Raw genomic sequence first — 20,157 nt, forward strand, 5'->3', positions numbered from 1 at the left:
AGAACCACTTCAGCGATCTCTAAACCCACGTTGCAGGGCCGTATGGCGGTGGTGGAGAGCCTAGGGCTGGGAGTGGTCGATTTCTTGGATTAGGCGGCCGCCTAGTTCTTTTTGGAGGAGGGCCAGGCCGCTTAGCTCGCCGGAGTCGGCGAACGGGTCCGAGTCGTCGGAGGTGGGTGTGGTCTTGCGTGGGGGGATGGATTCTGGCCAGCTTTGGCGAGGCCCGGATTGGGCGGCCGCTCGGGCTGCTGACTTGGCGGCGGCGATGCCCGAGGTGGGTCTTGAGTGGCTTGGTTCGGGGGCCGGGCCGTCGAAGTCGTCTGAGGGTGCGTCGGGCCAGGATTCGTCGGTTGTGGTGTGGCTGGGGCGGGTCGAAGTTGAGTCGGCGGAAGCCGAAGACGGCGAGGTTCCCACGCCTGAATCCGCAGCCGCGCCTTGCCACGCCGTTCCCGTGCCCGAAGTTCCTGTACCTGAGACCGCGCCACCGCCCCGTGTAGCCGCTCCTACGCCGGAAGCAGTCCCGCCTTGCGCAGTCGCCCCTACGCCCGAAGCACTCCCGCCCTGTACGCCGAGCCCCGGACCCCCGCCTGACGACACTGCTTGAGCGCCCGAACCCACACCCGAGGGCGCCACTTGAGCGCCTGTAGCCGGGCTCCCACCCGAGGATGCCGTTTGAACGCCCGTAGCCGCACTCCCGGCCGACGTTGAGGTTTGTGCGCCTCCGGCCACACCGACCTGTGAAGTCTCGCCCGAAGCCCCCCCGGCCATGCCGTTCGTCGACGTTCCCTGGGTGCTCATGCTCGCGGACCCCGCCGCACCAGCAGATGACCCATGAGCCTGAGCGCGCGGATTCGCCTGCGATCCACCGGATTGCGGTGCCGCGGGCGCCGTACCACCGGGAGAGCCACTCGACGGCGGGACACCCGTCGACCGAGACGAACCCCCAGCAGGCCCCGACCCGACGACGATTTCGACGCGCCAGTTCCCCCCCAGCACATCCCCCAGCGCAGCCGCAACCACTTCGTCACGTTTGCCCTTGAGGAACCCCTGAACGTCACCAGGCTTCTCGAACCCCACGGTGACCAGATTGCCTTCGGCCCCCAGCAGACGACCCTGCGCATTGAGGATCATCCACGCGACCCGCTGCCGCGTCTTGACAGCCTCCAGAACATGCGGCCACGCCTGCGCGACCACACCCATTCCAGAAGCCGTCACAGGCGCAGGCTCCGCCACCGGCTGCTCAACGGGCATACCCGGCCGAGCCGCCACCGGCCAATCATCATCAGCCTGGCTACGCCCACCCGCCGACGCCCCACTCCGAGGCTCAGGAACCACGTTCCCAGCCCCACCGACCTCGCTCCCAGCACCGGAGGCCCCAGAACCAGCGGAACCGTGCCCCGGCCCTTGCGCAGAAGCGCCGGCCTCATAAGCGACAGCCCCGCTTGACCCATGCCCCGAGGCCATCCCCGACCCTTGCCCGGAAGCACCGGAGCCACCACCCGAAGCATGCCCCTGCGTCATCCCTGACGCCTGTCCGGATGCAGTCCCAGACCCGCCACCCGAAGCATGCCCCTGCGTCATCCCTGACGCCTGTGCGGACGCAGTCCCAGACCCGCCACCCGAAGCATGCCCCGAGACCATCCGCGGCCCTTGCGCAGAGCCCGAGCCCAGGCCAGAAGCCATGCCCGCCCCCTGAACGGAGCCAGTACCGACTCCATGACCGGACGATCCCTGGGCAGAAACCGCACCAGGCCCATGACCCGACGCCCCATGGGCAGGAGCCGTACCAGACGAGAGGCGGGGGCCTTCGCGTTCGAGGCGTTCCAGGCGGGCCAGAAGCGCAGCCTCACCCGCGGCGGCAGCCGGCAACAACAGCCGGGCGCACATCAGTTCCAGCAGCAACCGAGGCGAAGCAGCCCCGCGCATCTCGGTGAGTCCCGCGTTGAACACCTCAGCGGCCCGGGTCAACTCCGCGGGCCCCATCGAAGCCGCCTGCCCCTGCAACCGCTCCAGCTCATCGGCCGGCCGATCGAGCAACCCGTTCCCCGCCGCCTCCGGCACATTCGCCAGAATGACGAGATCCCGGAACCTCTCCAGCAGATCCATCGCGAACCGCCGCGGATCATGCCCGCCTTCGATGACCCGGTTCACCGCATGGAAGACATGCGCCCCATCCCCGCGCGCGAACGCGTCGACGATCTCATCGAGCAGATCCCCGTCCGTATACCCCAGCAGCGACACCGCCCGCTGATAGGTGATCCCCGCATCATCCGCCCCCGCCAGCAGCTGATCCAGAATCGACAAGGAGTCCCGCGCGGACCCCGCCCCGGCCCGTACGACCAGCGGCAACGCCGTCGCCTCGTACGGCACCGACTCCGACTCCAGGATCTCCTCCATCAACGCCCGAAGCGTCGCCGGCGGCATCAACCGGAACGGATAGTGATGCGTCCGGGACTTGATCGTCCCGATGACCTTCTCCGGTTCCGTGGTCGCGAAGACGAACTTGAGGTGCGGCGGCGGCTCCTCGACGAGTTTGAGCAGCGCGTTGAACCCTTCCCGGGTCACCATGTGCGCCTCGTCGATGATGTAGATCTTGAACCGCGCGGAGACCGGCGCGAAGAAGGCGCGCTCACGCAGATCGCGGGCGTCGTCCACACCACCGTGCGACGCCGCGTCGATCTCGATTACATCAAGATGTCCCGGCCCGGTCGGCGCCAGCGCCACACACGACTCGCAGACCCCGCAGGGATCGGGCGTCGGCCCCTGCTCGCAGTTGAGGCTCCGCGCGAGGATCCGGGCACTGGACGTCTTCCCGCAGCCACGCGGCCCGCTGAACAGGTACGCATGGTTGATCCGCCCGCTCCGCAGCGCCTGCCGCAGCGGCTCGGTGACGTGTTCCTGCCCTTTGACCTCTGCGAACGTCCCTGGCCGGTACTTGCGGTAGAGCGCGAGACTCATACGGTCTCCTCGGGGAGAGCGTCGCCGATGGTCGGGCCTGGGACCGGCGAGGGTCCCGAAACCAGAAGACCCCCCGCACACCCGTCAGAGCCCGCTTATCCTTGCTGCCTTCCGGCCCTGGGGAGGTTCACAGGATGACGCCGCGCGAGGGGTCCTGAGACAGTCTAGCCCTGCCCGGCAGTGCGTGGGGCCACCCGCGAAGGCTGCCCCTCCCTCGTTGGAATGGGCGCCGCATGCCCCGAGTCATGTAAGCTTCTCGACGGAGGATTCGCCTAGTTGGCCTAGGGCGCACGCTTGGAAAGCGTGTTGGGGGCAACCCCTCAGGAGTTCGAATCTCCTATCCTCCGCGCTTGGTTGAGCAGCAGAACGCCTAGGGGCCGGTCGATCCAACCGGCCCCTTCGCGCGTCCGGGGTCAGTCCGGCAGGCTCCCTATAGAGCGCACCCATACTTTTGTAAAGCGCCACGGAATTAGACCGAATAGTGGTCTGCCATTCCTCTATGAATAACCAGGAAAACCATGGTGGCCTGGCACGATGGCGCATTCAGGCCCTGCACCACCAGCCACGGGCAGCGCATTTCCCCGTACGACCTGACGGTCTGGCCGAATTCCCCACACGGCACCTCGACGAATAAGTCGGGATTTCAGGTGTGCTCATTGGGCACCCGCTACTCTGGCCCCAAAAAGAACAGCCCCTCCGCTGGCACGGAGGGGCCGCCATTTCCTGTTCGTACGACGAGTGAGGTGTCATACGTGCGCGTCAGCTTACGCGAAAACGGGCCGAACATCTGGGCGAGCGAAATCCTGACCGTCCCGATCGTCGCCCTCTGCGGAATCGGCCTCGTCTCCGCCATCCTCCTCGCGGTGATCCTCCCGGCCGTCTGGTCCCGCCGCGCCGCCCGCCGCCGCGCCGCCCTCCACGTCCTCGACCGCCTGGTACGGCTCCTGCGCCCCCGCGCCTGAGTGAATCCACCAAGTATGGGGATGATTACCGAGAGTAATATCCCAGGCGTTCGGGGGAGCGCGCGGAATGGACTTCAAGGACGACGCCGAGCTGGACCCATCCCAGGTCGAGGACTCCCGCGCCGCCGGCCCTGGTCCGCGGGGCGGCGGATCGATGCCCGGCTGCGTGCTGCCGATCGGCGGCCGGGGCGGCTGCCTGCTGGCCATGCTGGGCCTGGCCGCCCTCCTGTTCTTCGGCCAGCCCCTGCTGAGCGGCCTCGACGGCGGCCAGTACGGGGAGGCCCCGCCGCCCGCCCCCCAGCGCTCCGGCAACCTGGCCGAACGCTGCCGGCTGGGCTCCGACGCCGACCAGTCGGAGGACTGCCGGATCGTCGGCATCGTCAACAGCATCCAGAGCTACTGGAAGCAGGCGTTCGCCGGCCGCGGCCGCACGTACTCGCCGGCCAAGACCCAGCTCTTCGGCGCGACGGTATCCACAGCCTGTGGAAAAGCCGACTCCTCCGTCGGCCCGTTCTACTGCCCCGCCGACCAGAAGGTGTACCTGGACCTGAGCTTCTTCAACCAGTTGGTCACCCGCTTCGGCGCACAGGGCGGACCTTTCGCCCAGGCGTACGTAGTCGCCCACGAGTACGGTCACCACGTCCAGAACCTGCTCGGCACCATGCGCAGGGTCGGCAACGACCGGCACGGCGCGAGCAGCGGCGCGGTCCGCCTGGAACTCCAGGCCGACTGCTACGCGGGCGTGTGGGCGCACAACGCGGTCCGTACCGGCTTCTACGCCGAGCCGTTCAGCCAGCGGGACATCGACCAGGCGCTGAGCGCCGCCGCGGCGGTCGGGGACGACTCGATCCAGAAGCGCGTCCAGGGCTACGTCACGCCGGACGGCTTCACCCACGGCACCTCGGCGCAGCGGACGAAGTGGTTCAGCATCGGCTACCAGTCCGGCGAGCCTGGGCGCTGCGACACGTTCACCGGGGCGATCTGAGGGCAGGGGCGGTGGTCGGCAGCAACCGACCGCAGGAGCGTCCCCGATGGACTTCGACGACCAGGCACAGCTGGACACGTCCCAGGTGGAGAACCGGGGCGGGGGCCGCGGCGGAGGGCTCGCCATCGGCGGCGGCGCCGCCGGGATCATCGCCCTCATCGTGGCCCTGCTCTTCGGGGTCAACCCGGGCGACATCATGGGCGGCGGCGACCAGCCGGCCGGCGTCGAGCCGACGTCCGACCTAAGCGAGAAGTGCAAGACCGGCGCCGACGCCGACCAGGACGAGCAGTGCCGCGTGGTCGGCGTGGTCAACAGCATCCAGAAGTACTGGGGCGAGGCCCTCCAGGGCTACGAACCCGCCAGGACCTCGCTGTTCACCGGCGGCGTGCAGACCGGCTGCGGCGCCGCCAGCTCCTCGGTGGGCCCGTTCTACTGCCCCAGTGACCGCAACGTCTACCTGGACCTGAGCTTCTTCGACCAGCTCCAGTCCCAGTTCGGCGCCGCCGGCGGTCCGTTCGCCCAGGCGTACGTCATCGCCCACGAGTACGGTCACCACGTCCAGAACCTGGCCGGCACCATGGACAAGATCAGCCAGGACCAGGGCCCGCAGAGCGACTCCGTACGGCTGGAGCTACAGGCCGACTGTTTCGCCGGGGTGTGGGCGAAGAACGCGGTGAGCACCGGCTTCTACGCCAAGGAGTTCACCCAGGCCGACATCAAGGAGGCGCTGGACGCCGCGGCCGCGGTCGGCGACGACAACATCCAGGAGCGCAGCCAGGGCCAGGTGAACCCCGACGGCTTCACGCACGGCACGTCCGACCAGCGGGTGAAATGGTTCACAACCGGCTACGAATCCGGTGAGCCCGACCGCTGCGACACCTTCTCCGGCGCGCTCTGACCCGGCCGCTGACCCGACGCCAAAGCACCGACCTGCAGGCAAAGCAGGCCCTTTTCTCCTAAACTACGTAGCGTGATCTTTAAGTTGGTCGGCGACGGACGCCCTTACCCCGAGCATGGCCTCGGCCATCGCGAATGGGCTCAAATACCCCCCAGGCAAGTCAGGCTCGACACGCTCGTCACCACGAAAGCGGTCCTGGACCTCCACTCCCTGCTGGCCAAAGACTCCACCTTCTACGGCGACCTGTTCCCGCATGTCGTGCAATGGCAGGGCGAGCTCTACCTCGAGGACGGCCTGCACCGCGCGCTGCGCGCCGCTCTCCACCAGCGTTCCGTGCTCCACGCCCGGGTCCTGGAACTGGAGAATTGACGCCGCGTTTCCCTAATTCGGCGAAATAACAACAAAAGCCGTCGACCTGAAGGTCGACGGCTTTCGAGTGTGGCGGTGGTGGTGGGATTTGAACCCACGGTAGGTTGCCCTACACGCGCTTTCGAGGCGCGCTCCATCGGCCACTAGGAGACACCACCGCGCAGCAGCTTACCGGACAAAGGTGAGTGGGCGCGCCCGCATTCACGGGCGGCGGCCGGCGAAGAAGGCGCGCAGCAGAGCGGTGGATTCGTCGGCGAGCACGCCCATCAGCACCTCGGGACGGTGGTTCAGCCGCCGGTCCCGCAACACGTCCCAGAGCGAGCCCGCGGCCCCCGCCTTCTCGTCCGGCGCCGCGTACACGACCCGGTCCACCCGGGCCTGTACGGCCGCCCCCGCGCACATCGTGCACGGCTCCAGCGTGACGACCAGCGTGCACCCGGTCAGCCGCCAGTCCCCCCGGGTGGCCGCCCGGATGGCCAGGATCTCCGCGTGCGCGGTCGGATCGTGCGTCGCCTCCCGCGCGTTCCCCGCCTCGGCGAGCAGCTCCCCGGCGGGCCCGAGCACGACCGCCCCCACCGGGACCTCGCCCTGCTCTCCCGCCCGTACGGCTTGCGCCAGCGCCATCCGCATGGCGTCCTCGTACGTCACCGCAACCGGTCGAGCTCGTCCCCGAAGGACAGCCGCTCCGCGACCACGGAGAGCGTGTCGGCGGGCAGCATGCCCTCTTCCATGCTGAGCTCCAGCAGTTCCTCCGCGCTCAGCCCGAAATCGGTGAGCAGCTCGAAGTCCCCGGCGGGCCGGATGCCGAGGTCGGGGGTCTCCTTGTCCACCGCCACCCCGGCCAGCTCCGCGAACAGCTCACCCAGGGAGTCGCTCAGCCCGGCCTGGGCGTCGGACAGGAAGACCCGGGGGTCCTCCTCGCCGTCGTACCGGACGATGGCGAACCACTCGTCCTCGACCTCGACGCAGAGCACGGCCAGTTCGTCGCCGGTCAGCCCGAGCGCCTCCTGGACGGCGTCGCCGACGTCGTCGGCGATCTCCGCCTCGGAGAGGTCGACCTCGGCGCCGGTCCAGGAGGAGCCGTTGCGCAGGAAGGCGGCGGCGAAGAGATTCGGTCTCGAGGGCATGTCCAGCTCCCGACGTCAGCCGGTGGCGGCGGCGACGGCACGTTCGAAGGGGTCGCGGAATCCGAGGCGCGCGGCGATGCTGAAGAGCACCTCGTCGGGGTAGAGGTCGTCGTCGCCGGACAGGGCGCCGAGTTCCATCTCGTCAAGGCCGAGGTCGGCGAAGACCGAAAGGTCGCCGCAGGGCAGGACGCTGTCCAGCTCCTCCTCCTCGGGCACGGGCACATCGAGATAGTCGAGCACCTGGCGCGCCAGGGGCCAGTCCCAGGCCGCGGTGATGTCGGAGAGGAAGACACTGACGCGTTCGCCGAAGACCCGTAACGCCACGAAGAAGTCATCCCCCACCGCGACCAAGCCAATCGTGCCGCCGTCGCTGGGCTGCTGGCGGAGGGCCTGGATGAGGCCACGGAGATCTGAGGTCAACGCCACCGGCAGCATCTCGGCTTCCCAGTGGTCGTCCTCCCGGTAGACCACTATGGCGAAGTCAAGCGCGTCTTCGTCTGTCATCGATCCCTCACCGGCGCGGTCTTCACGTTGGCCATGGTCCCAGAAGTGCGGGGATGCCGTCCGGCGCTCGCGCCAAATTGTGATCAAAACCCCTGGGCCGCTTCCGGTGCGGGTAATGGTTGGCGGTAAATTTTGCTGCCATGGAGACCCATGTCGTTGATCATCCGCTTGTCGCCCACAAGCTGACCACGCTGCGCGACGTACGGACCGACTCGCCGACGTTCCGGCGGCTGGCCGACGAACTGGTCACCCTGCTCGCGTACGAGGCGACCCGGGACGTGCGCGTCTCCGAGGTGACCGTGGAGACCCCGCTCACCCCCACCCGGGGCGTACGGCTGTCGCGGCCTTCGCCCCTAGTCGTCCCGATCCTGCGGGCGGGCCTGGGCATGCTGGACGGGATGATGCGCCTGCTGCCGACCGCCGAGGTGGGCTTCCTGGGCATGATCCGCAACGAGGAGACCCTCGAGGCGTCCACGTACGCGACGCGGCTGCCCGAGGACCTGTCCGGCCGGCAGTGCTACGTGCTGGACCCGATGCTGGCCACCGGCGGCACCCTCGCCGCCGCCATCCGGTTCCTGTTCGACCGGGGCGCCGAGGACGTGACCGCGCTCTGCCTGCTGGCGGCGCCGGAGGGCCTGGCGTACCTGGACGAGGCCTTCGCGAGCTCGGGACACCCGATCCGGGTGGTCACGGCGGGCCTCGACGAGCGCCTCAACGACCAGGGCTACATCCTGCCGGGCCTCGGCGACGCGGGCGACCGCCTGTACGGCGTCGTCTGATCGTCCCGATCACCCCGTGATCAGCCGGTTTCGTGCTTGATCACGCCCACCCGATCATTCCAATCTCGGGCTTTCCCTCGTCATAGTTACAGCGCGTGCCGACACGGGTACGTAGAGTAATGACGACGTCTCTTTTGCGTCACTCGATTGGCGCGCGCCAGGGAGAGCCATGAGTCAGTTTCCGGACGACAGTGATCGCTACGAGCAGGTCGAGGCCGCGCTCCGAGATGAGTTCGCGGGGGTGCACCCCGCCACGACCGTCACGCGCTGTATTCAGGCGGCCCACCATGGCGCTGTGGAAGTGACAGGTCACGCCTATCCCGGGCTGGTGGAGCGCATCGCCCGGAAACATCTCCAGGTCCTCGCCGCCGCGCAGAGCGCATAAGCGGGGCGTCATAACGAGGCCGGATGTTCCGGTTTTTTTCGCTTTACCGAACAAGGTGCCTGGGTAATCTATACCTCATGGGAGTGGTGACGGCAGTGCAGGTCAAGAAGATCCTTAAGTGGGGAGCTGTGGCCCTGGTGGCGTTCTACCTGTTGTCGAGGCCGCATGACGCAGCCGACACCGTGACGGGTGCGGTCACCGGCGTCATGAACGCCGCGGACTCCGTGGCCCAATTCTTCGCGCGTCTGACATGAGGCTCGTGACCCACGGGGATTCGGCCCCGTCGTCGGTCAACCGCTACCTACTCCCCCATGAGCATCAGGTCATCATGGTCCGGCGCCATCCGGCCGTGCTGCTCCGCCCCGTCGCCGAGATCTTCGGCGGTCTCATCCTGGCCGGCTTGCTCAGCAAGTGGCTGGGGGAGAACAACGGCGGCAACGCCCTCGTCGTCATCTGGTGGGCCTGGCTACTGCTGCTCATCAGGTTCGTCTGGAAGGTGGCGGAATGGTCGGTCGACTATTTCGTCGTCACGTCGGCGCGCATGCTCCTCACCACCGGGCTGATCACGCGCAAGGTCGCGATGATGCCGCTCGGCAAGGTGACCGACATGAGCTTCCAGCGCGACCTGCTCGGTCGCATGCTCGGGTACGGTGAGTTCGTCATGGAATCGGCCGGTCAGGATCAGGCTTTGCGGTCAGTCCCATACATCCCTTACCCGGAGACCTTGTACCTCGAAGTTTGCCAAATGATTTTCCCGAGCAAGGACGACTCAGACGACTGACGTCCGCAAATTCTGGCTTTCTCTGGTCGAATCCCGAGGTGTGGACAAAGTTCCCCCTCGGGATTCTTGACGGGAGGGTTACCCGATTGAGGGGCTTCGTGCCATCATGGCGGGACCATTGACCATTCACATGCCCTGAGAGACCAGATGCCGAGTCAGGGAACCATAGGTGACCGCGTCCGAGGCCTGCGGTTGAGCAGGCGCATGTCCCAAGCCCAACTTGCCGGGCCGGACCTATCCGACAGTTACGTCTCTCTGATCGAGTCAGGCAAGCGTACGCCGACGCCGGTCGTGGCGCGGCTGCTCGCCGAGAGGCTCGGTTGCACCACGGAGTTCCTGCTGCACGGGATCGAACCGCGGCAGCGGATCGACACCGAACTGGGTCTGCGCCACGCGGAGCTCGAGCTCTTCCACGGCGACCCGGCGATGGCCGCCGACCGCTTCAGCGACATCGTCAAGGCCGCCGGCGAGGAGAACGCGATGCTCGCCGCGCACGCCCGCTTCGGCCGGGCCAGGGCACTGGAGGCGCAGGGCCGGATCGGCCGCGCCGTCGAGGCGTTCGAACGGCTGCGCCGCGAGGCCGCCGCGCACCCCGAGCGGCTCGCCGGGCTGCCGCTGACCGTGGCGCTGTGCCGCTGCTACCAGCGCGCGGGCGACCTGCAGCGGGCCCGCGACCTGGGCGCGCAGGCGCTCACCCAGGTGGAGCAGCTCAGCGTCGACCAGGGCGACCTCGCGGTGGACCTGGCCGCGGCGCTGGTCGAGACCGAGACCGGGCTGTCGTTCGTGGACCGGGTGCTCGACGCCAACGGGGTGAGCCCGGTGGCCGACCGCAGTAACGAGATCCTGGCGCTCTGGCAGGCCAGCGTGACCGCCGCCGAAGGCGAGGACTCCGCGCTGGCCGTACAGCTGGCCGAGGACGCCATCGCCGCCGGACGGCCCGCGCGGGTGGCGCTGCGCATGGCCAGGATCGCGATGCGCTGGGCCCGGATCACCGTGACCGACCCCGCGAGCGCCGACCTGGACCGCGCCAACGACCTGGCCGTCTCCGCCGGATCGGTCTTCGCGACCTTCCCCGCCGAGATGCTGGAGCACGCCCGCAGCCTGATCGTCCTGTCCCGCGTACGGCTCCGCGCCGGCAGCCCCGACGACGCCGGCCAGCTGGCCAACCAGGCGCTCGACGGCCTGGTGGGCGTGCGGGGCACCACGCCCGCGGCAGCCTACCTGGTGCTGGCGGAAGTGGCCCTGAGCGGGTCGCGGGACGCGAGCGCCGAACTGCGCCGGGCCCAGGAACTGCTCAGCGGCGCCGCCCCGCAGCCGGACCGCGAGACCGCCAGGACCTGGCGCGAGCTCGGCGACCTCTGGGGCAAGGCCGGTGCGCGCGAGAACCAGGCCAGGGCGTATCGTAGGGCGCTCGAAGCCGTGGGCATTCACGCGAATGTGCCCGGCACGGCCGTGCCCGCGGTGCTCACGCGATAGCTCCTCCCAGGGCATTCGGATTTGTGCTGGATGCCCTGGAATAATTAGGGTCGACCAGTCATTGACTCATGGGATGACTGGTTTCCCCGGAGGAGGCGGACTGTGAGTCTGCGTACGGCGCAGCGGGCGTCTCTCGTGGACCAAGTGATCGACCAGCTCAAGGAGCAGATCACCTCTGGTTCATGGCAGTTGCACGGCAAGATCCCCACCGAGACCGTGCTCGCCGAGCAACTCGGCGTGGGGCGCAACACTGTACGCGAAGCGGTCCGCGCGCTCACCCACGCGGGCCTGCTCGACTGCCGCCAGGGCGACGGCACCTACGTCCGCGCCACCAGCGAACTCTCCGGCGCGATGGCCCGCCGCCTGCGCGCCGCCGAACAGCTCGAAATCCTCGAAGTACGGCGCGCCCTCGAAGTCGAGGCGGCCCGGCTGGCGGCCACCCGGCGCACCGACGCCGACATCGTCGCCATGGAGAAGGCCCTCGCCCGCCGCGAACAGGCCTGGTCAGGCGGCGACCCCGACGCCTTCGTCGAAGCCGACCTGGCCTTCCACGTCGCCATCGTGCAGGCCACCCACAACCGCGTCCTCATCGACCTCTACGCCGACTTCTCCGCGGCCCTGCGCACCAGCATCGCCGCCGCCGGCGGCACCCTCGAACACAACTACATCCCCCACGACGGCATCGTCCGTGCCATCGCCGCCGGCGACGCCGCCGCCGCAGAACACGCCGGCCACGCCTGCATGGAACACATCCTCATAGCCCTGACCGACACCCACGAACTCCCCTGAGGGCTGTCAGGGGAGGCGGAGGGACATGACGAGGTAGCGGAAGGATGGGTCGTCGCCTTCTTCGGTGATGAGGGCCGGGCGGGTGGGGGAGTCCATGTTGAGGTGGACGTTTTCGGTGGCGACGCCGGCCAGGCCGTCGAGGAGGAACTGGGGCTGGAAGGCGATCACGATGTCGTCGCCGTCCAGTTCGGCGTCGACGATCTCGGCGCCGCGGCCGATGTCGCCGCCACCAGCCTGGATGAGGACCTCGCCACCGGAGAACGTGAGCCGGACCGCGGCGGTGTTGCGCTCGGCCACCAGCGTGACCCGCTTGATCGCCTCCACGAACGGCGCCACCTTGATCGTGGCGCGGATCGGCCATTCGCTGGTCAGCCGGGCCCGATAGTCGATGAACTGGTCGTCCAGAAGCCGCACGGTCGTCGCCTTACCCTGGCTCTCGAAGCCCGCGACATTGTTGCCCAGCCCCACGGACACTTCACCCCCGCGCAGCGCCTTCGCCACATCGACGAGCACCTTCGCCGGCACGACGACCGCGTGCGCGGCATCGTCACGCTCCGGCGTCCACAGGAAGTCCCGGGCCGCGATCCGGTAACGATCTGTAGCCGCCATCGACACATTGATCTGATCGATGTCCATCCGCACCCCGGTCAACATCGGCAACGTGTCATCCCGGCTGGCCGCCACCGCCACCTGCGCCACCGCGGTCGCGAACACGCCCCCGCCCACCGCACCGATCTTCGGCGGTAACACCGGCAGCGTCGGAAAATCCTCCACGGGCAACGTCAACAGCCCGAACTCCGCACTCCCGCAGGTCAGCACGGCCTCGGACCCCGACGTCACGATCTCCACCGGCTGCCCCGGCAGACTCCGCGTGATCTCCGCCAGCACCCGCCCCGGAATCAGCACCCGCCCCGGCTCGGCGACATCCGCCTCCACCTCGGCCCGCGCCGACACGTCATAGTCGAACGCGCAAACCCGCAGCTCAGAGTCCGCCTCAAGCAACAACCCCGACAACACCGGCAAAGCCGGCCGCCCCGGAATCACCCGAGCCGCCCAAGCCACCGCCTCAGCCAGCACATCCCGGTTGACCTGAACCTTCACCGCAACCTCCCGTGAGCCCACGTTCCGCTGCCAAGCTACCCACCACCACCGACAGAACCCACCCCCTCCCAGTCTGTCACCACTCCCCAGACCACCCCAGACCCCGCAAATCCTGAGCAGCCCATCCATCGCCGGTGCAGAACGATCCAGACAAGCAAAATCCTTTTGCTTTCAGATCCCGCCCGAATTCTGAGTGGTTACTTTTCGTTCAGGTACGCGAGGACGGCCAGGACTCGGCGGTTGTCGTCGTCGCTGGGGGACAGGTCGAGTTTGGCGAAGATGTTGGCGGTGTGTTTGCCGACGGCGCTTTCGCTGAGGAACAGGCGCTGGCCGATGGCGGCGTTGGAGCGGCCCTCGGCCATGAGTTCGAGGACCTCGCGCTCGCGGGGGGTGAGGCGGGCCACGGGCTCGTTTCTGGAGTTGCTGGCCAGGAGTTTGGCGATGACCTCGGGGTCCATGGCGGTCCCGCCGGCGGCCACCCGGCGTACGGCGTCGATGAACTGTTCGGCGTTGAAGACGCGGTCCTTCAGGAGGTAGCCGATGCCGCCGGTGCCGTCGGCCAGCAGTTCGCGGGCGTAGAGCTGTTCGACGTGCTGGGACAGGACGAGGACGGGCAGGCCGGGAATCTTGCGCCGGGCAGCCAGGGCGGCCTGGAGGCCCTCGTCGGTGAACGTGGGCGGGAGGCGTACGTCCACGACCGCGACGTCGGGGCGGTGGGTGAGCAGGGCGGCGAGGAGGTCGGGGCCGGATTCGACGGCCGCGACCACCTCGAAGTCGTGGGCTCTCAGGAGGAGGACCAGGCCCTCGCGGAGGAGGTGCAGGTCTTCGGCGAGGACGACCTTCATGATCAGCAGCCTAGAGCCTTCTCGTCGTTGGCCGAGGCCCCCAGGATGATTCCGCCGGCCAGCATGCCGGCCCCCAGGGCGATCATCGCGAAGACGGTCGGCCACTGGAACGGCGCGGGCATGTGGAGCGCCAGGAACCAGGACTTGGTGGGGGCGCCGAAGATCAGCATGAATCCGGCCACGATGCCCTGCGGGATGAGCGGGACCCAGCACAGGCTCCAGCAGATGGCCATGGCCGCGGCCCGTCGGCCGCTCACCGGAGACTCGGGCTCCATGGCGGACAGCGCGAACGGGAGCTCCAGCGTGGCGACCGTGGGACCGCCGGGCGGGCTGTTGAGCGCGAGCACTCCGTCGAAGGTCGCCAGCCGGCGCTCGATTCCGGCCAGACCGCCGCCGGGGATGACGGTGGCGCCGCCGGGCCCGTCGTCGGCGACGGTGACGCGCAGCGCCCGGTCACGACGGCTGACGTCGATGGTGACCTTGGCCGCGTGCCGGGAGGCGTTGGTGAGGAGTTCGGCCACCGCGAAGTACACCGCGGATTCGACGGGGGATTCCGGCCGTTCATCCAGATCGATGGAGACGTCGACCTTCAGCGGACTGTCCAGCGCGAGCGCCCGGATCGCGTCGCCCAGACCGCGCTCGGCCAGTACGGGCGGGTGGATGCCGCGGACCAGCTGCCGCAGTTCGGCCAGCGCGGTCGCGGAGGACTCCCGGGCCTTGGACAGCAGCGCCCGCGCCGCTTCCGGGTCGGTCGTCAGGAGCTGCTCGGCCGCGCCGATCGTCATGCCCACGGCGACCATCCGGGCCTGCGCGCCGTCGTGCAGGTCGCGTTCGATCCTGCGCAGTTCGGCGGCTTGGGAGTCGGCGGCCTCCACGCGTACCTGGTTGAGGTGGCGCACCTGGCCGACGAGGTGGGTGGCGTGGTTCGGGCCCAGCATGGCCATCGCGTAGAGGGCGTAGACGCGCAGCGCCCAGGGCGCGATGACGACCGCGGCCACGGCGAACAGCAGACCCCAGGGGTTGCCCTGCCAGATCTGGTAGATGCCGTACCCGATGAGCAGGGTCGGGCCTGCGGCCAGGACCGTACGGCTCCAGGGGTCGATGAGGAGCCAGACGAGTTCCTTCCACGTGGCCGGGTCGCGTACGAGCCAGCCCAGGCGTGCGTTGAAGGCGGGGATGGTGGGTTTGCGGTAGAGGGTGCGTCCGTCCCGGTACCAGCCGTCGCGTTGCCGTACGGGGGGAGGGGGCGGGGGGTTGTAGGGTTCCTCGATCTTGAGGCCCGCCCAGCGGTTGATGAGGCGCCGGTCCAGGGCCGTGACCCAGCGGACCAGGCGGACCGAGGGCCACAGCAGGAACACCATCCCCAGAACGAAGGACAGGACGACGCCGAGCAGCGCGATCAACGCCGTCGGCACCTGGACGAGCACCAATGCGAACAACGCCAGCCCGTGGCCGAGTGCCCTGATGTGCTTCATGGCCCCAAGTCTGGACGAATCGCCTCCGTCAAGGCAGTGGGCGAAGGCGTACGAGAGGGGTGGGGATAGGTACACCCGCACTGGGTCGCCAGACGCATTCTGCCGCGGACGCCGAATTTCTACCTTTCGACGTATGGAAATCATCAAGGTCGAGAACCTCCACAAGCGGTACGGCGACAAGGTAGCGATCGCCGACGTCTCCTTCGCGGTCGAAGAAGGGGAGATCTTCGGAATTGTCGGGCGGAACGGCGCCGGCAAGACCACCACGGTCGAGTGTGTGGCCGGGCTTCGTACCCCGACGAGCGGCACGATCAAGGTCGGCGCCGACCTCAAGCAGCAGGTGGGGGTGCAGCTGCAGGACTGCTCACTCCCCGACAAACTGCGCGTCGGCGAAGCACTCAGCCTGTACGCCTCCTTCTACGCCAACCCCGCCTCCCCCGCCGACCTGCTCGCCGAGGTCGGCCTGGACCCGCGCAAGCCGTTCGCCAAGCTCTCCGGCGGGCAGCGGCAGCGGCTGTCGATCGCGCTGGCCCTGGTGGGCAACCCGCGGATCGCCATCCTGGACGAGCTGACCACCGGGCTGGACCCGCAGGCGCGGCGCGAGACCTGGGGCCTGATCGAGCGGATCAAGGAGCGCGGGGTCACGGTGCTGCTGGTCACGCACTTCATGGAAGAGGTCGAACGGCTCTGCGACCGCGTCGCGATCATCTCCGACGGCAGGGTGCTGGCGGTCGACACGCCGGCCGGGCTGATCGCACGGGCGGACGGCTCGGATCGGGTGATCTTCCGGACCTCGGGGTCGGTGGAGAGCCTGAAGTCGCTGCCCGAGGTGGCCTCGGTCGTGGTTGACGGCGACCTGGTCACCGTCACCGGCGACACGAACGCCCTGCACGCGGTCGTCGCCGCCCTCCCCGTCGGTCAGATCTCCGAACTCCGCACCGAACGCACCACCCTCGACGACGCCTTCCTCACCCTCACCGGCCACTCCGCCACCTGACCCGAGCCCTTTAGCGCTGAGCTTGGCACCTGTGCGGCGACCAGCCTCACCTGCGTAAACGGCACCGGATAACAGCGCAGGCCCGGCATGCAGCCATCGCCAGCCGCTCAGCAACCACGCCGACCTCACTTCACCAGCCGAACATCACAAGCCGAACTTCACCGGCCGAACTTCTTCGCTCGACCAACCGAGGAGCCCCCCATGAGCGCCATCGCCTTCCCCACCCGTCTCGCGATTACCGAGATCAAGCTCTACCTGCGTGAACCGTTAGCCGCCTTCTTCGCCGTGGTCCTCCCGCTCGCGCTCCTGCTGATCCTCGGCGCGACCATCCCCGACTTCCGCGAACCTGCCGACGACCTCGGCGGCGTACGACCGGTCGACACCCATCTCCCGGGCATGATGATCCTGCTCTCGGTGCTGACCGTCGCGTTCAGCATCCTGCCGGCCACGCTGGTGGTCTACCGGGAGCGTGGCGTTCTGCGCCGGATGTCCACCACGCCCGTGAAGCCCATCTCGGTCCTCTCCGTGCAGTTGGTCATCAACGCGGCGGCGTCGATCGTGGCGACGGCGCTGATGCTGGTCTCCGGGCATCTGGTGCTGGAGATTCCGTACCCGCCGATGTTCCTGGCCTTCGTCGGGGTGTTCCTCCTGGGTTCGGTGACGATGTTCGGAATCGGCCTGGCGCTGGCGGCGGCCGCGCCGAACTCGCGGGTCGTGCAGAGCGCCGGCGCGGGCATCATGTTCCCGCTGCTCTTCCTGGGCGGCATGTGGCTGCCCCGGGCGCTCATGCCGGACTGGCTGCGCGTGGTCAGCGACTACAGCCCGGCCGGCGCGTTCGGGCAGGCCCTCACCGACGTGCTCTCCAACCAGGCCCCCAGCCTGCTCCACCTCGGCGTCATGACCGCCTGGGCCGCCGCCGGCATCCTCGCCGCCACCCGCTGGTTCCGCTGGGAATAACCCCTCAAGCCCTCTGTCCTGGTACGGCCTCCGCCTCCGGCGGGGGCCGTCATTGACGTTCAAGGCAACCGTGAAACTCCACGGAGGGCCAGCTGTCACCCTAGAAATACATGAACGCAGCCGTGACCATGGTCACCCCGCCGACGACCAACACGACCACGCAGGCGCCGCAGAATCCGACAGTCGCTCCGAACCGCTGATACCCACGACGGTACCGACGGCCTTGATCCCACCCGAATAAAGCCCCCACGATCGGTACGCCGACGGCTGCTGTGACCACGACCCACATCGGCACAAGCAGCCAATCATGGTATTCCCACAGGAACATGGCGAGCAGCGCGGCACTCACGGCTGCGAACACGACCGCCAATTGCTCGTGAGGCGACCGCTGGACGTCGTGCTTACCACCGATGGTCACATCAAGATGATTTCATGTGCGTTTGAGAATGCGTCGATCATGGAGCAAGCTCAGAGGATGTCGCCGTGGAGGACCTTGATGATCTGATCTCGGGTCTGTTGCAGGCCGATGCCCACCACCTCTGTTCCGCCCTCATGCAAGACGCCGAGTAGGAGATGCTCGTGCCGATGCATACGGATTGAGCTGGGCGTTTACGTTCGAGGTAATGGCCGGCATTCTGTCGGCGGCATAACGTCGGGGTCGTGACGGTGACAGCACAACGGTCGGTGGGCGGGCTGCTGCGGCAGTGGCGGGAGCATCGGCGGCTCAGCCAGCAGGAGTTGTCGATTCAGGCGGAGATCTCCACGCGGCACATCAGTTTCCTGGAAACCGGGCGGGCGAACCCCAGCCGGGAGATGGTCCTCCGGCTGGCCGACCACCTCGACCTGCCGCTCCGCGAACGGAACCGGCTCCTCCTGGCGGCCGGCTTCGCTCCCGTTTACGGCGAATCGACCCTGGTGTCCCCGCGGATGGCCGCCGTCTACGACGCGATCCGGAGGATCCTGACCGGACACGATCCGTACCCGGCGGTCGTGGTGGACCGCCACTGGAACCTCGTGGACGCCAACGAGGGCATCACCCGCCTGGCCTCCGGTATAGATCCCGACTTGTTGGGAAACGTCCTTCGCGCCTCGCTGCACCCCGACGGCCTGGCTCCCCGGATCGTCAATCTGGGCGAATGGCGAGCCCACCTGCTCGGCCGCCTCCGCCGCCAGATCGCCGTCACCGCCGACCCCGAACTCTCCGACCTGTACGCGGAACTGGTCACCTACCCCTGCGACCAACCCGAACCGGAGATCGAACTCCCCGGCCCCGGCGACATCCTCGTCCCCCTCCGAATCCGGTACGGCGACCGCGAACTCTCATTCCTCAGCACGATCGCGACCTTCGGGACTCCGCTTGATGTGACCGTAGCCGAGTTGGCCATCGAATCGTTCTTTCCCGCGGATGATCAGACGCGTCGGGAGATGTCAGAATTCGCGGACTAGATCTTTGTTCCGCGACTGGAGGCAGGCGTGCCGGAGAAGGTGCTGACGAACACGTTCCACGTGAACACCACCCCCGAGGCGGTGTTCGAGCATCTCACCACCCCGGAAAACTACGTGGGCCTGTCCCCCATCGTGATCGCCGTACGCGACGTGGACCGCTCATCCCCCGGCGTGATCCGCTACACCGCCGTCGAGCGCTTCAAGTTCCTCGGCTTCATCACCCACGACAACCCCATCAAAGTCGAACTCTTCACCGAAGCCCTCTCCCTGTACGGCGAGGTCCGCAGCCCCGGCAACATCCGCATGGCATACCGCTTCGACCTCTCCGCGGACGGCGACGGCACCCGCATCGAGGACCGCCTCGACCTCCACGCCCCGTGGTTCCTGCTCCGCTACGCCGCCGGCGAGGCCCGCAAAGTCCAGCTCGCCCGCGCCCAAATCCTCAGCGCCCGCCTGTCCCCAGCCGAATCCACGAGCTGACCCCCGGGATCACCCCTCGCAGACGTGTTCGACGGCCCGTGAGAACCTGAGGGCCAAGGTCTGCGAGGAGTGCCCATGATTGTTCTGGCCCATGTCAGCGACGTCCACATCGACGGAAGCGACCGCAACACCGAACGAACCACGCGCATCATGTCGTACGTCGAGGGGTTGGACGTCACCGCGGTCCTCGTCACCGGTGACATCGCGGACAACGGCGCCGAAGACGAGTACACGATCGCCCAGGCCGCCCTGAAGACCCGCCATCCCTCGATCATCTGCCCGGGCAACCACGACATCCGCGCCCCCTTCCGCAAGGTCCTCCTCGACTCCAGCCCCGGACCAAGCTCTCCGGTCACCCTGAGCGACGATGTCCCCGACGCACCCGTCAACCAGGTTCTGCGGGTGCCCGGAGCCACGATCATCCTGTGTGACTCCAGCATTCCCGGACGCCCCGACGGACGCCTGGACGACGCCACCCTCGCCTGGCTGGACGCGACCCTCACCACCGAAACCGGCCCTGTCTTCGTCGGCATGCACCACCCGCCGACCCCTCTCGGAATCCCCTACGTCGACGGAATCGGCCTACAGGAACCCGAGAATCTCGCCGCCATCCTGGAACGCCACCCCCACGTCGTCGCCACCCTCGTCGGCCACGCCCACACCGCCGCCGCCACAACCTTCGCCAACCGCCCCCTCCTGGTCGCCCCCGGAGTCGTCAGCACCGCCCTCCCACCCTTCGAAAGCACCACCCGCCCCCCAGTCGACTACGACCTCCCCCCAGCCTTCGCCCTCCACATCTTCGACAACGGACACCTGACCACCCACTACCGCGCACTCCCCTAG

At 68.2% G+C, this 20,157-nt stretch carries 23 protein-coding genes, 2 tRNA genes and 1 other RNA gene; 16 read left to right on the forward strand and 10 right to left on the reverse strand.

The genetic code is table 11. From position 1 onward, the window contains the following. Window positions 1-60: 60 nt before the first annotated feature. The gene (locus Aph01nite_RS37525; RefSeq protein WP_444978700.1) at window positions 61-2,958 is read right to left on the reverse strand and encodes a DNA polymerase III subunit gamma and tau; all 2,898 of its coding nucleotides are present in this window, start codon (window positions 2,956-2,958) and stop codon (window positions 61-63) included. Between the two features lie 61 nt (window positions 2,959-3,019). Further along, window positions 3,020-3,115: signal recognition particle sRNA small type (gene ffs / locus Aph01nite_RS37530), an RNA gene on the reverse strand. Between the two features lie 104 nt (window positions 3,116-3,219). On the opposite strand from ffs, the gene Aph01nite_RS37535 reads away from it, so the two are divergent. The 5 genes from Aph01nite_RS37535 to Aph01nite_RS37555 all read left to right on the forward strand — a co-directional run bounded on the left by Aph01nite_RS37535 (window position 3,220) and on the right by Aph01nite_RS37555 (window position 6,172). Beyond that, window positions 3,220-3,305 (forward strand) — tRNA-Ser (locus Aph01nite_RS37535). Window positions 3,306-3,710: 405 nt separating this feature from the next. Then, complete coding sequence (locus tag Aph01nite_RS37540; RefSeq protein ID WP_204045842.1) at window positions 3,711-3,920, forward strand: hypothetical protein; 210 nt, start codon at window positions 3,711-3,713, stop codon at window positions 3,918-3,920. A 67-nt stretch (window positions 3,921-3,987) separates the two neighbouring features. Beyond that, on the forward strand, window positions 3,988-4,905 hold the full coding sequence (ypfJ, locus tag Aph01nite_RS37545; protein ID WP_204045843.1) for a KPN_02809 family neutral zinc metallopeptidase: 918 nt from the start codon (window positions 3,988-3,990) through the stop codon (window positions 4,903-4,905). Between the two features lie 46 nt (window positions 4,906-4,951). Beyond that, entirely contained in the window at window positions 4,952-5,803 is an 852-nt protein-coding gene (ypfJ, locus tag Aph01nite_RS37550) for a KPN_02809 family neutral zinc metallopeptidase (protein ID WP_204045844.1), read from the forward strand. A 72-nt stretch (window positions 5,804-5,875) separates the two neighbouring features. After that, window positions 5,876-6,172 carry a type II toxin-antitoxin system VapB family antitoxin gene (locus tag Aph01nite_RS37555; protein ID WP_155339870.1) on the forward strand — a complete coding sequence of 99 codons (297 nt, stop codon included), beginning with the start codon at window positions 5,876-5,878 and terminating at the stop codon, window positions 6,170-6,172. A 70-nt stretch (window positions 6,173-6,242) separates the two neighbouring features. On the opposite strand, the gene Aph01nite_RS37560 is transcribed toward Aph01nite_RS37555, so the two are convergent. The 4 genes from Aph01nite_RS37560 to Aph01nite_RS37575 all read right to left on the reverse strand — a co-directional run bounded on the left by Aph01nite_RS37560 (window position 6,243) and on the right by Aph01nite_RS37575 (window position 7,803). Next, window positions 6,243-6,330 (reverse strand) — tRNA-Ser (locus Aph01nite_RS37560). 43 nt (window positions 6,331-6,373) lie between these two features. After that, complete coding sequence (tadA, locus tag Aph01nite_RS37565; RefSeq protein WP_204045858.1) at window positions 6,374-6,802, reverse strand: tRNA adenosine(34) deaminase TadA; 429 nt, start codon at window positions 6,800-6,802, stop codon at window positions 6,374-6,376. Between the two features lie 14 nt (window positions 6,803-6,816). Then, window positions 6,817-7,299: a tRNA adenosine deaminase-associated protein gene (locus tag Aph01nite_RS37570; RefSeq protein WP_204045845.1), complete on the reverse strand. Its 483-nt coding sequence runs from the start codon at window positions 7,297-7,299 to the stop codon at window positions 6,817-6,819. A 15-nt stretch (window positions 7,300-7,314) separates the two neighbouring features. Further along, on the reverse strand, window positions 7,315-7,803 hold the full coding sequence (locus tag Aph01nite_RS37575) for a tRNA adenosine deaminase-associated protein (protein ID WP_204045846.1): 489 nt from the start codon (window positions 7,801-7,803) through the stop codon (window positions 7,315-7,317). Window positions 7,804-7,943: 140 nt separating this feature from the next. Between Aph01nite_RS37575 and upp the strand changes: the two genes are divergently transcribed. From upp to Aph01nite_RS37605, 6 genes are all read left to right on the forward strand, one after another. Further along, window positions 7,944-8,582, forward strand: coding sequence for a uracil phosphoribosyltransferase (upp, locus tag Aph01nite_RS37580; protein WP_204045847.1), 639 nt, complete (start codon window positions 7,944-7,946; stop codon window positions 8,580-8,582). A gap of 169 nt (window positions 8,583-8,751) precedes the next feature. After that, a complete protein-coding gene (locus tag Aph01nite_RS37585; protein WP_204045848.1) occupies window positions 8,752-8,967 on the forward strand; it encodes a three-helix bundle dimerization domain-containing protein in 216 nt (71 codons plus the stop codon). A gap of 77 nt (window positions 8,968-9,044) precedes the next feature. Then, window positions 9,045-9,221 carry a hypothetical protein gene (locus tag Aph01nite_RS37590; RefSeq protein ID WP_155344952.1) on the forward strand — a complete coding sequence of 59 codons (177 nt, stop codon included), beginning with the start codon at window positions 9,045-9,047 and terminating at the stop codon, window positions 9,219-9,221. Continuing rightward, window positions 9,218-9,748: a PH domain-containing protein gene (locus tag Aph01nite_RS37595; RefSeq protein WP_155339877.1), complete on the forward strand. Its 531-nt coding sequence runs from the start codon at window positions 9,218-9,220 to the stop codon at window positions 9,746-9,748. Before Aph01nite_RS37590 ends, Aph01nite_RS37595 begins: the two co-directional genes overlap by 4 nt. A 147-nt stretch (window positions 9,749-9,895) precedes the next feature. Further along, a complete protein-coding gene (locus tag Aph01nite_RS37600) occupies window positions 9,896-11,224 on the forward strand; it encodes a helix-turn-helix domain-containing protein (protein WP_204045849.1) in 1,329 nt (442 codons plus the stop codon). A 102-nt stretch (window positions 11,225-11,326) separates the two neighbouring features. Then, a complete protein-coding gene (locus Aph01nite_RS37605; RefSeq protein WP_204045850.1) occupies window positions 11,327-12,013 on the forward strand; it encodes a FadR/GntR family transcriptional regulator in 687 nt (228 codons plus the stop codon). Between the two features lie 6 nt (window positions 12,014-12,019). Here Aph01nite_RS37605 and dnaN read toward each other — a convergent pair whose 3' ends face one another. The 3 genes from dnaN to Aph01nite_RS37620 all read right to left on the reverse strand — a co-directional run bounded on the left by dnaN (window position 12,020) and on the right by Aph01nite_RS37620 (window position 15,434). Continuing rightward, window positions 12,020-13,114: a DNA polymerase III subunit beta gene (dnaN, locus tag Aph01nite_RS37610; RefSeq protein WP_204045859.1), complete on the reverse strand. Its 1,095-nt coding sequence runs from the start codon at window positions 13,112-13,114 to the stop codon at window positions 12,020-12,022. Window positions 13,115-13,311: 197 nt separating this feature from the next. Further along, complete coding sequence (locus Aph01nite_RS37615) at window positions 13,312-13,959, reverse strand: LuxR C-terminal-related transcriptional regulator (protein WP_204045851.1); 648 nt, start codon at window positions 13,957-13,959, stop codon at window positions 13,312-13,314. 2 nt (window positions 13,960-13,961) lie between these two features. Beyond that, window positions 13,962-15,434 carry a sensor histidine kinase gene (locus Aph01nite_RS37620; protein ID WP_204045852.1) on the reverse strand — a complete coding sequence of 491 codons (1,473 nt, stop codon included), beginning with the start codon at window positions 15,432-15,434 and terminating at the stop codon, window positions 13,962-13,964. Window positions 15,435-15,567: 133 nt separating this feature from the next. Between Aph01nite_RS37620 and Aph01nite_RS37625 the strand changes: the two genes are divergently transcribed. After that, on the forward strand, window positions 15,568-16,431 hold the full coding sequence (locus Aph01nite_RS37625) for an ABC transporter ATP-binding protein (RefSeq protein WP_204045853.1): 864 nt from the start codon (window positions 15,568-15,570) through the stop codon (window positions 16,429-16,431). A gap of 201 nt (window positions 16,432-16,632) precedes the next feature. Beyond that, window positions 16,633-17,388, forward strand: a complete 756-nt coding sequence (locus Aph01nite_RS37630; protein ID WP_204045854.1) for an ABC transporter permease — start codon at window positions 16,633-16,635, stop codon at window positions 17,386-17,388. Window positions 17,389-17,488: 100 nt separating this feature from the next. Here Aph01nite_RS37630 and Aph01nite_RS37635 read toward each other — a convergent pair whose 3' ends face one another. After that, on the reverse strand, window positions 17,489-17,806 hold the full coding sequence (locus Aph01nite_RS37635) for a hypothetical protein (protein ID WP_204045855.1): 318 nt from the start codon (window positions 17,804-17,806) through the stop codon (window positions 17,489-17,491). 242 nt (window positions 17,807-18,048) lie between these two features. On the opposite strand from Aph01nite_RS37635, the gene Aph01nite_RS37640 reads away from it, so the two are divergent. The 3 genes from Aph01nite_RS37640 to Aph01nite_RS37650 all read left to right on the forward strand — a co-directional run bounded on the left by Aph01nite_RS37640 (window position 18,049) and on the right by Aph01nite_RS37650 (window position 20,157). Beyond that, on the forward strand, window positions 18,049-18,834 hold the full coding sequence (locus tag Aph01nite_RS37640; RefSeq protein ID WP_239162276.1) for a helix-turn-helix domain-containing protein: 786 nt from the start codon (window positions 18,049-18,051) through the stop codon (window positions 18,832-18,834). Between the two features lie 27 nt (window positions 18,835-18,861). After that, entirely contained in the window at window positions 18,862-19,314 is a 453-nt protein-coding gene (locus tag Aph01nite_RS37645) for an SRPBCC family protein (protein ID WP_204045856.1), read from the forward strand. A gap of 75 nt (window positions 19,315-19,389) precedes the next feature. Then, window positions 19,390-20,157, forward strand: coding sequence for a metallophosphoesterase (locus tag Aph01nite_RS37650; protein ID WP_204045857.1), 768 nt, complete (start codon window positions 19,390-19,392; stop codon window positions 20,155-20,157).

This window comes from Acrocarpospora phusangensis, assembly GCF_016862995.1.
Lineage (GTDB): Bacteria > Actinomycetota > Actinomycetes > Streptosporangiales > Streptosporangiaceae > Acrocarpospora > Acrocarpospora phusangensis.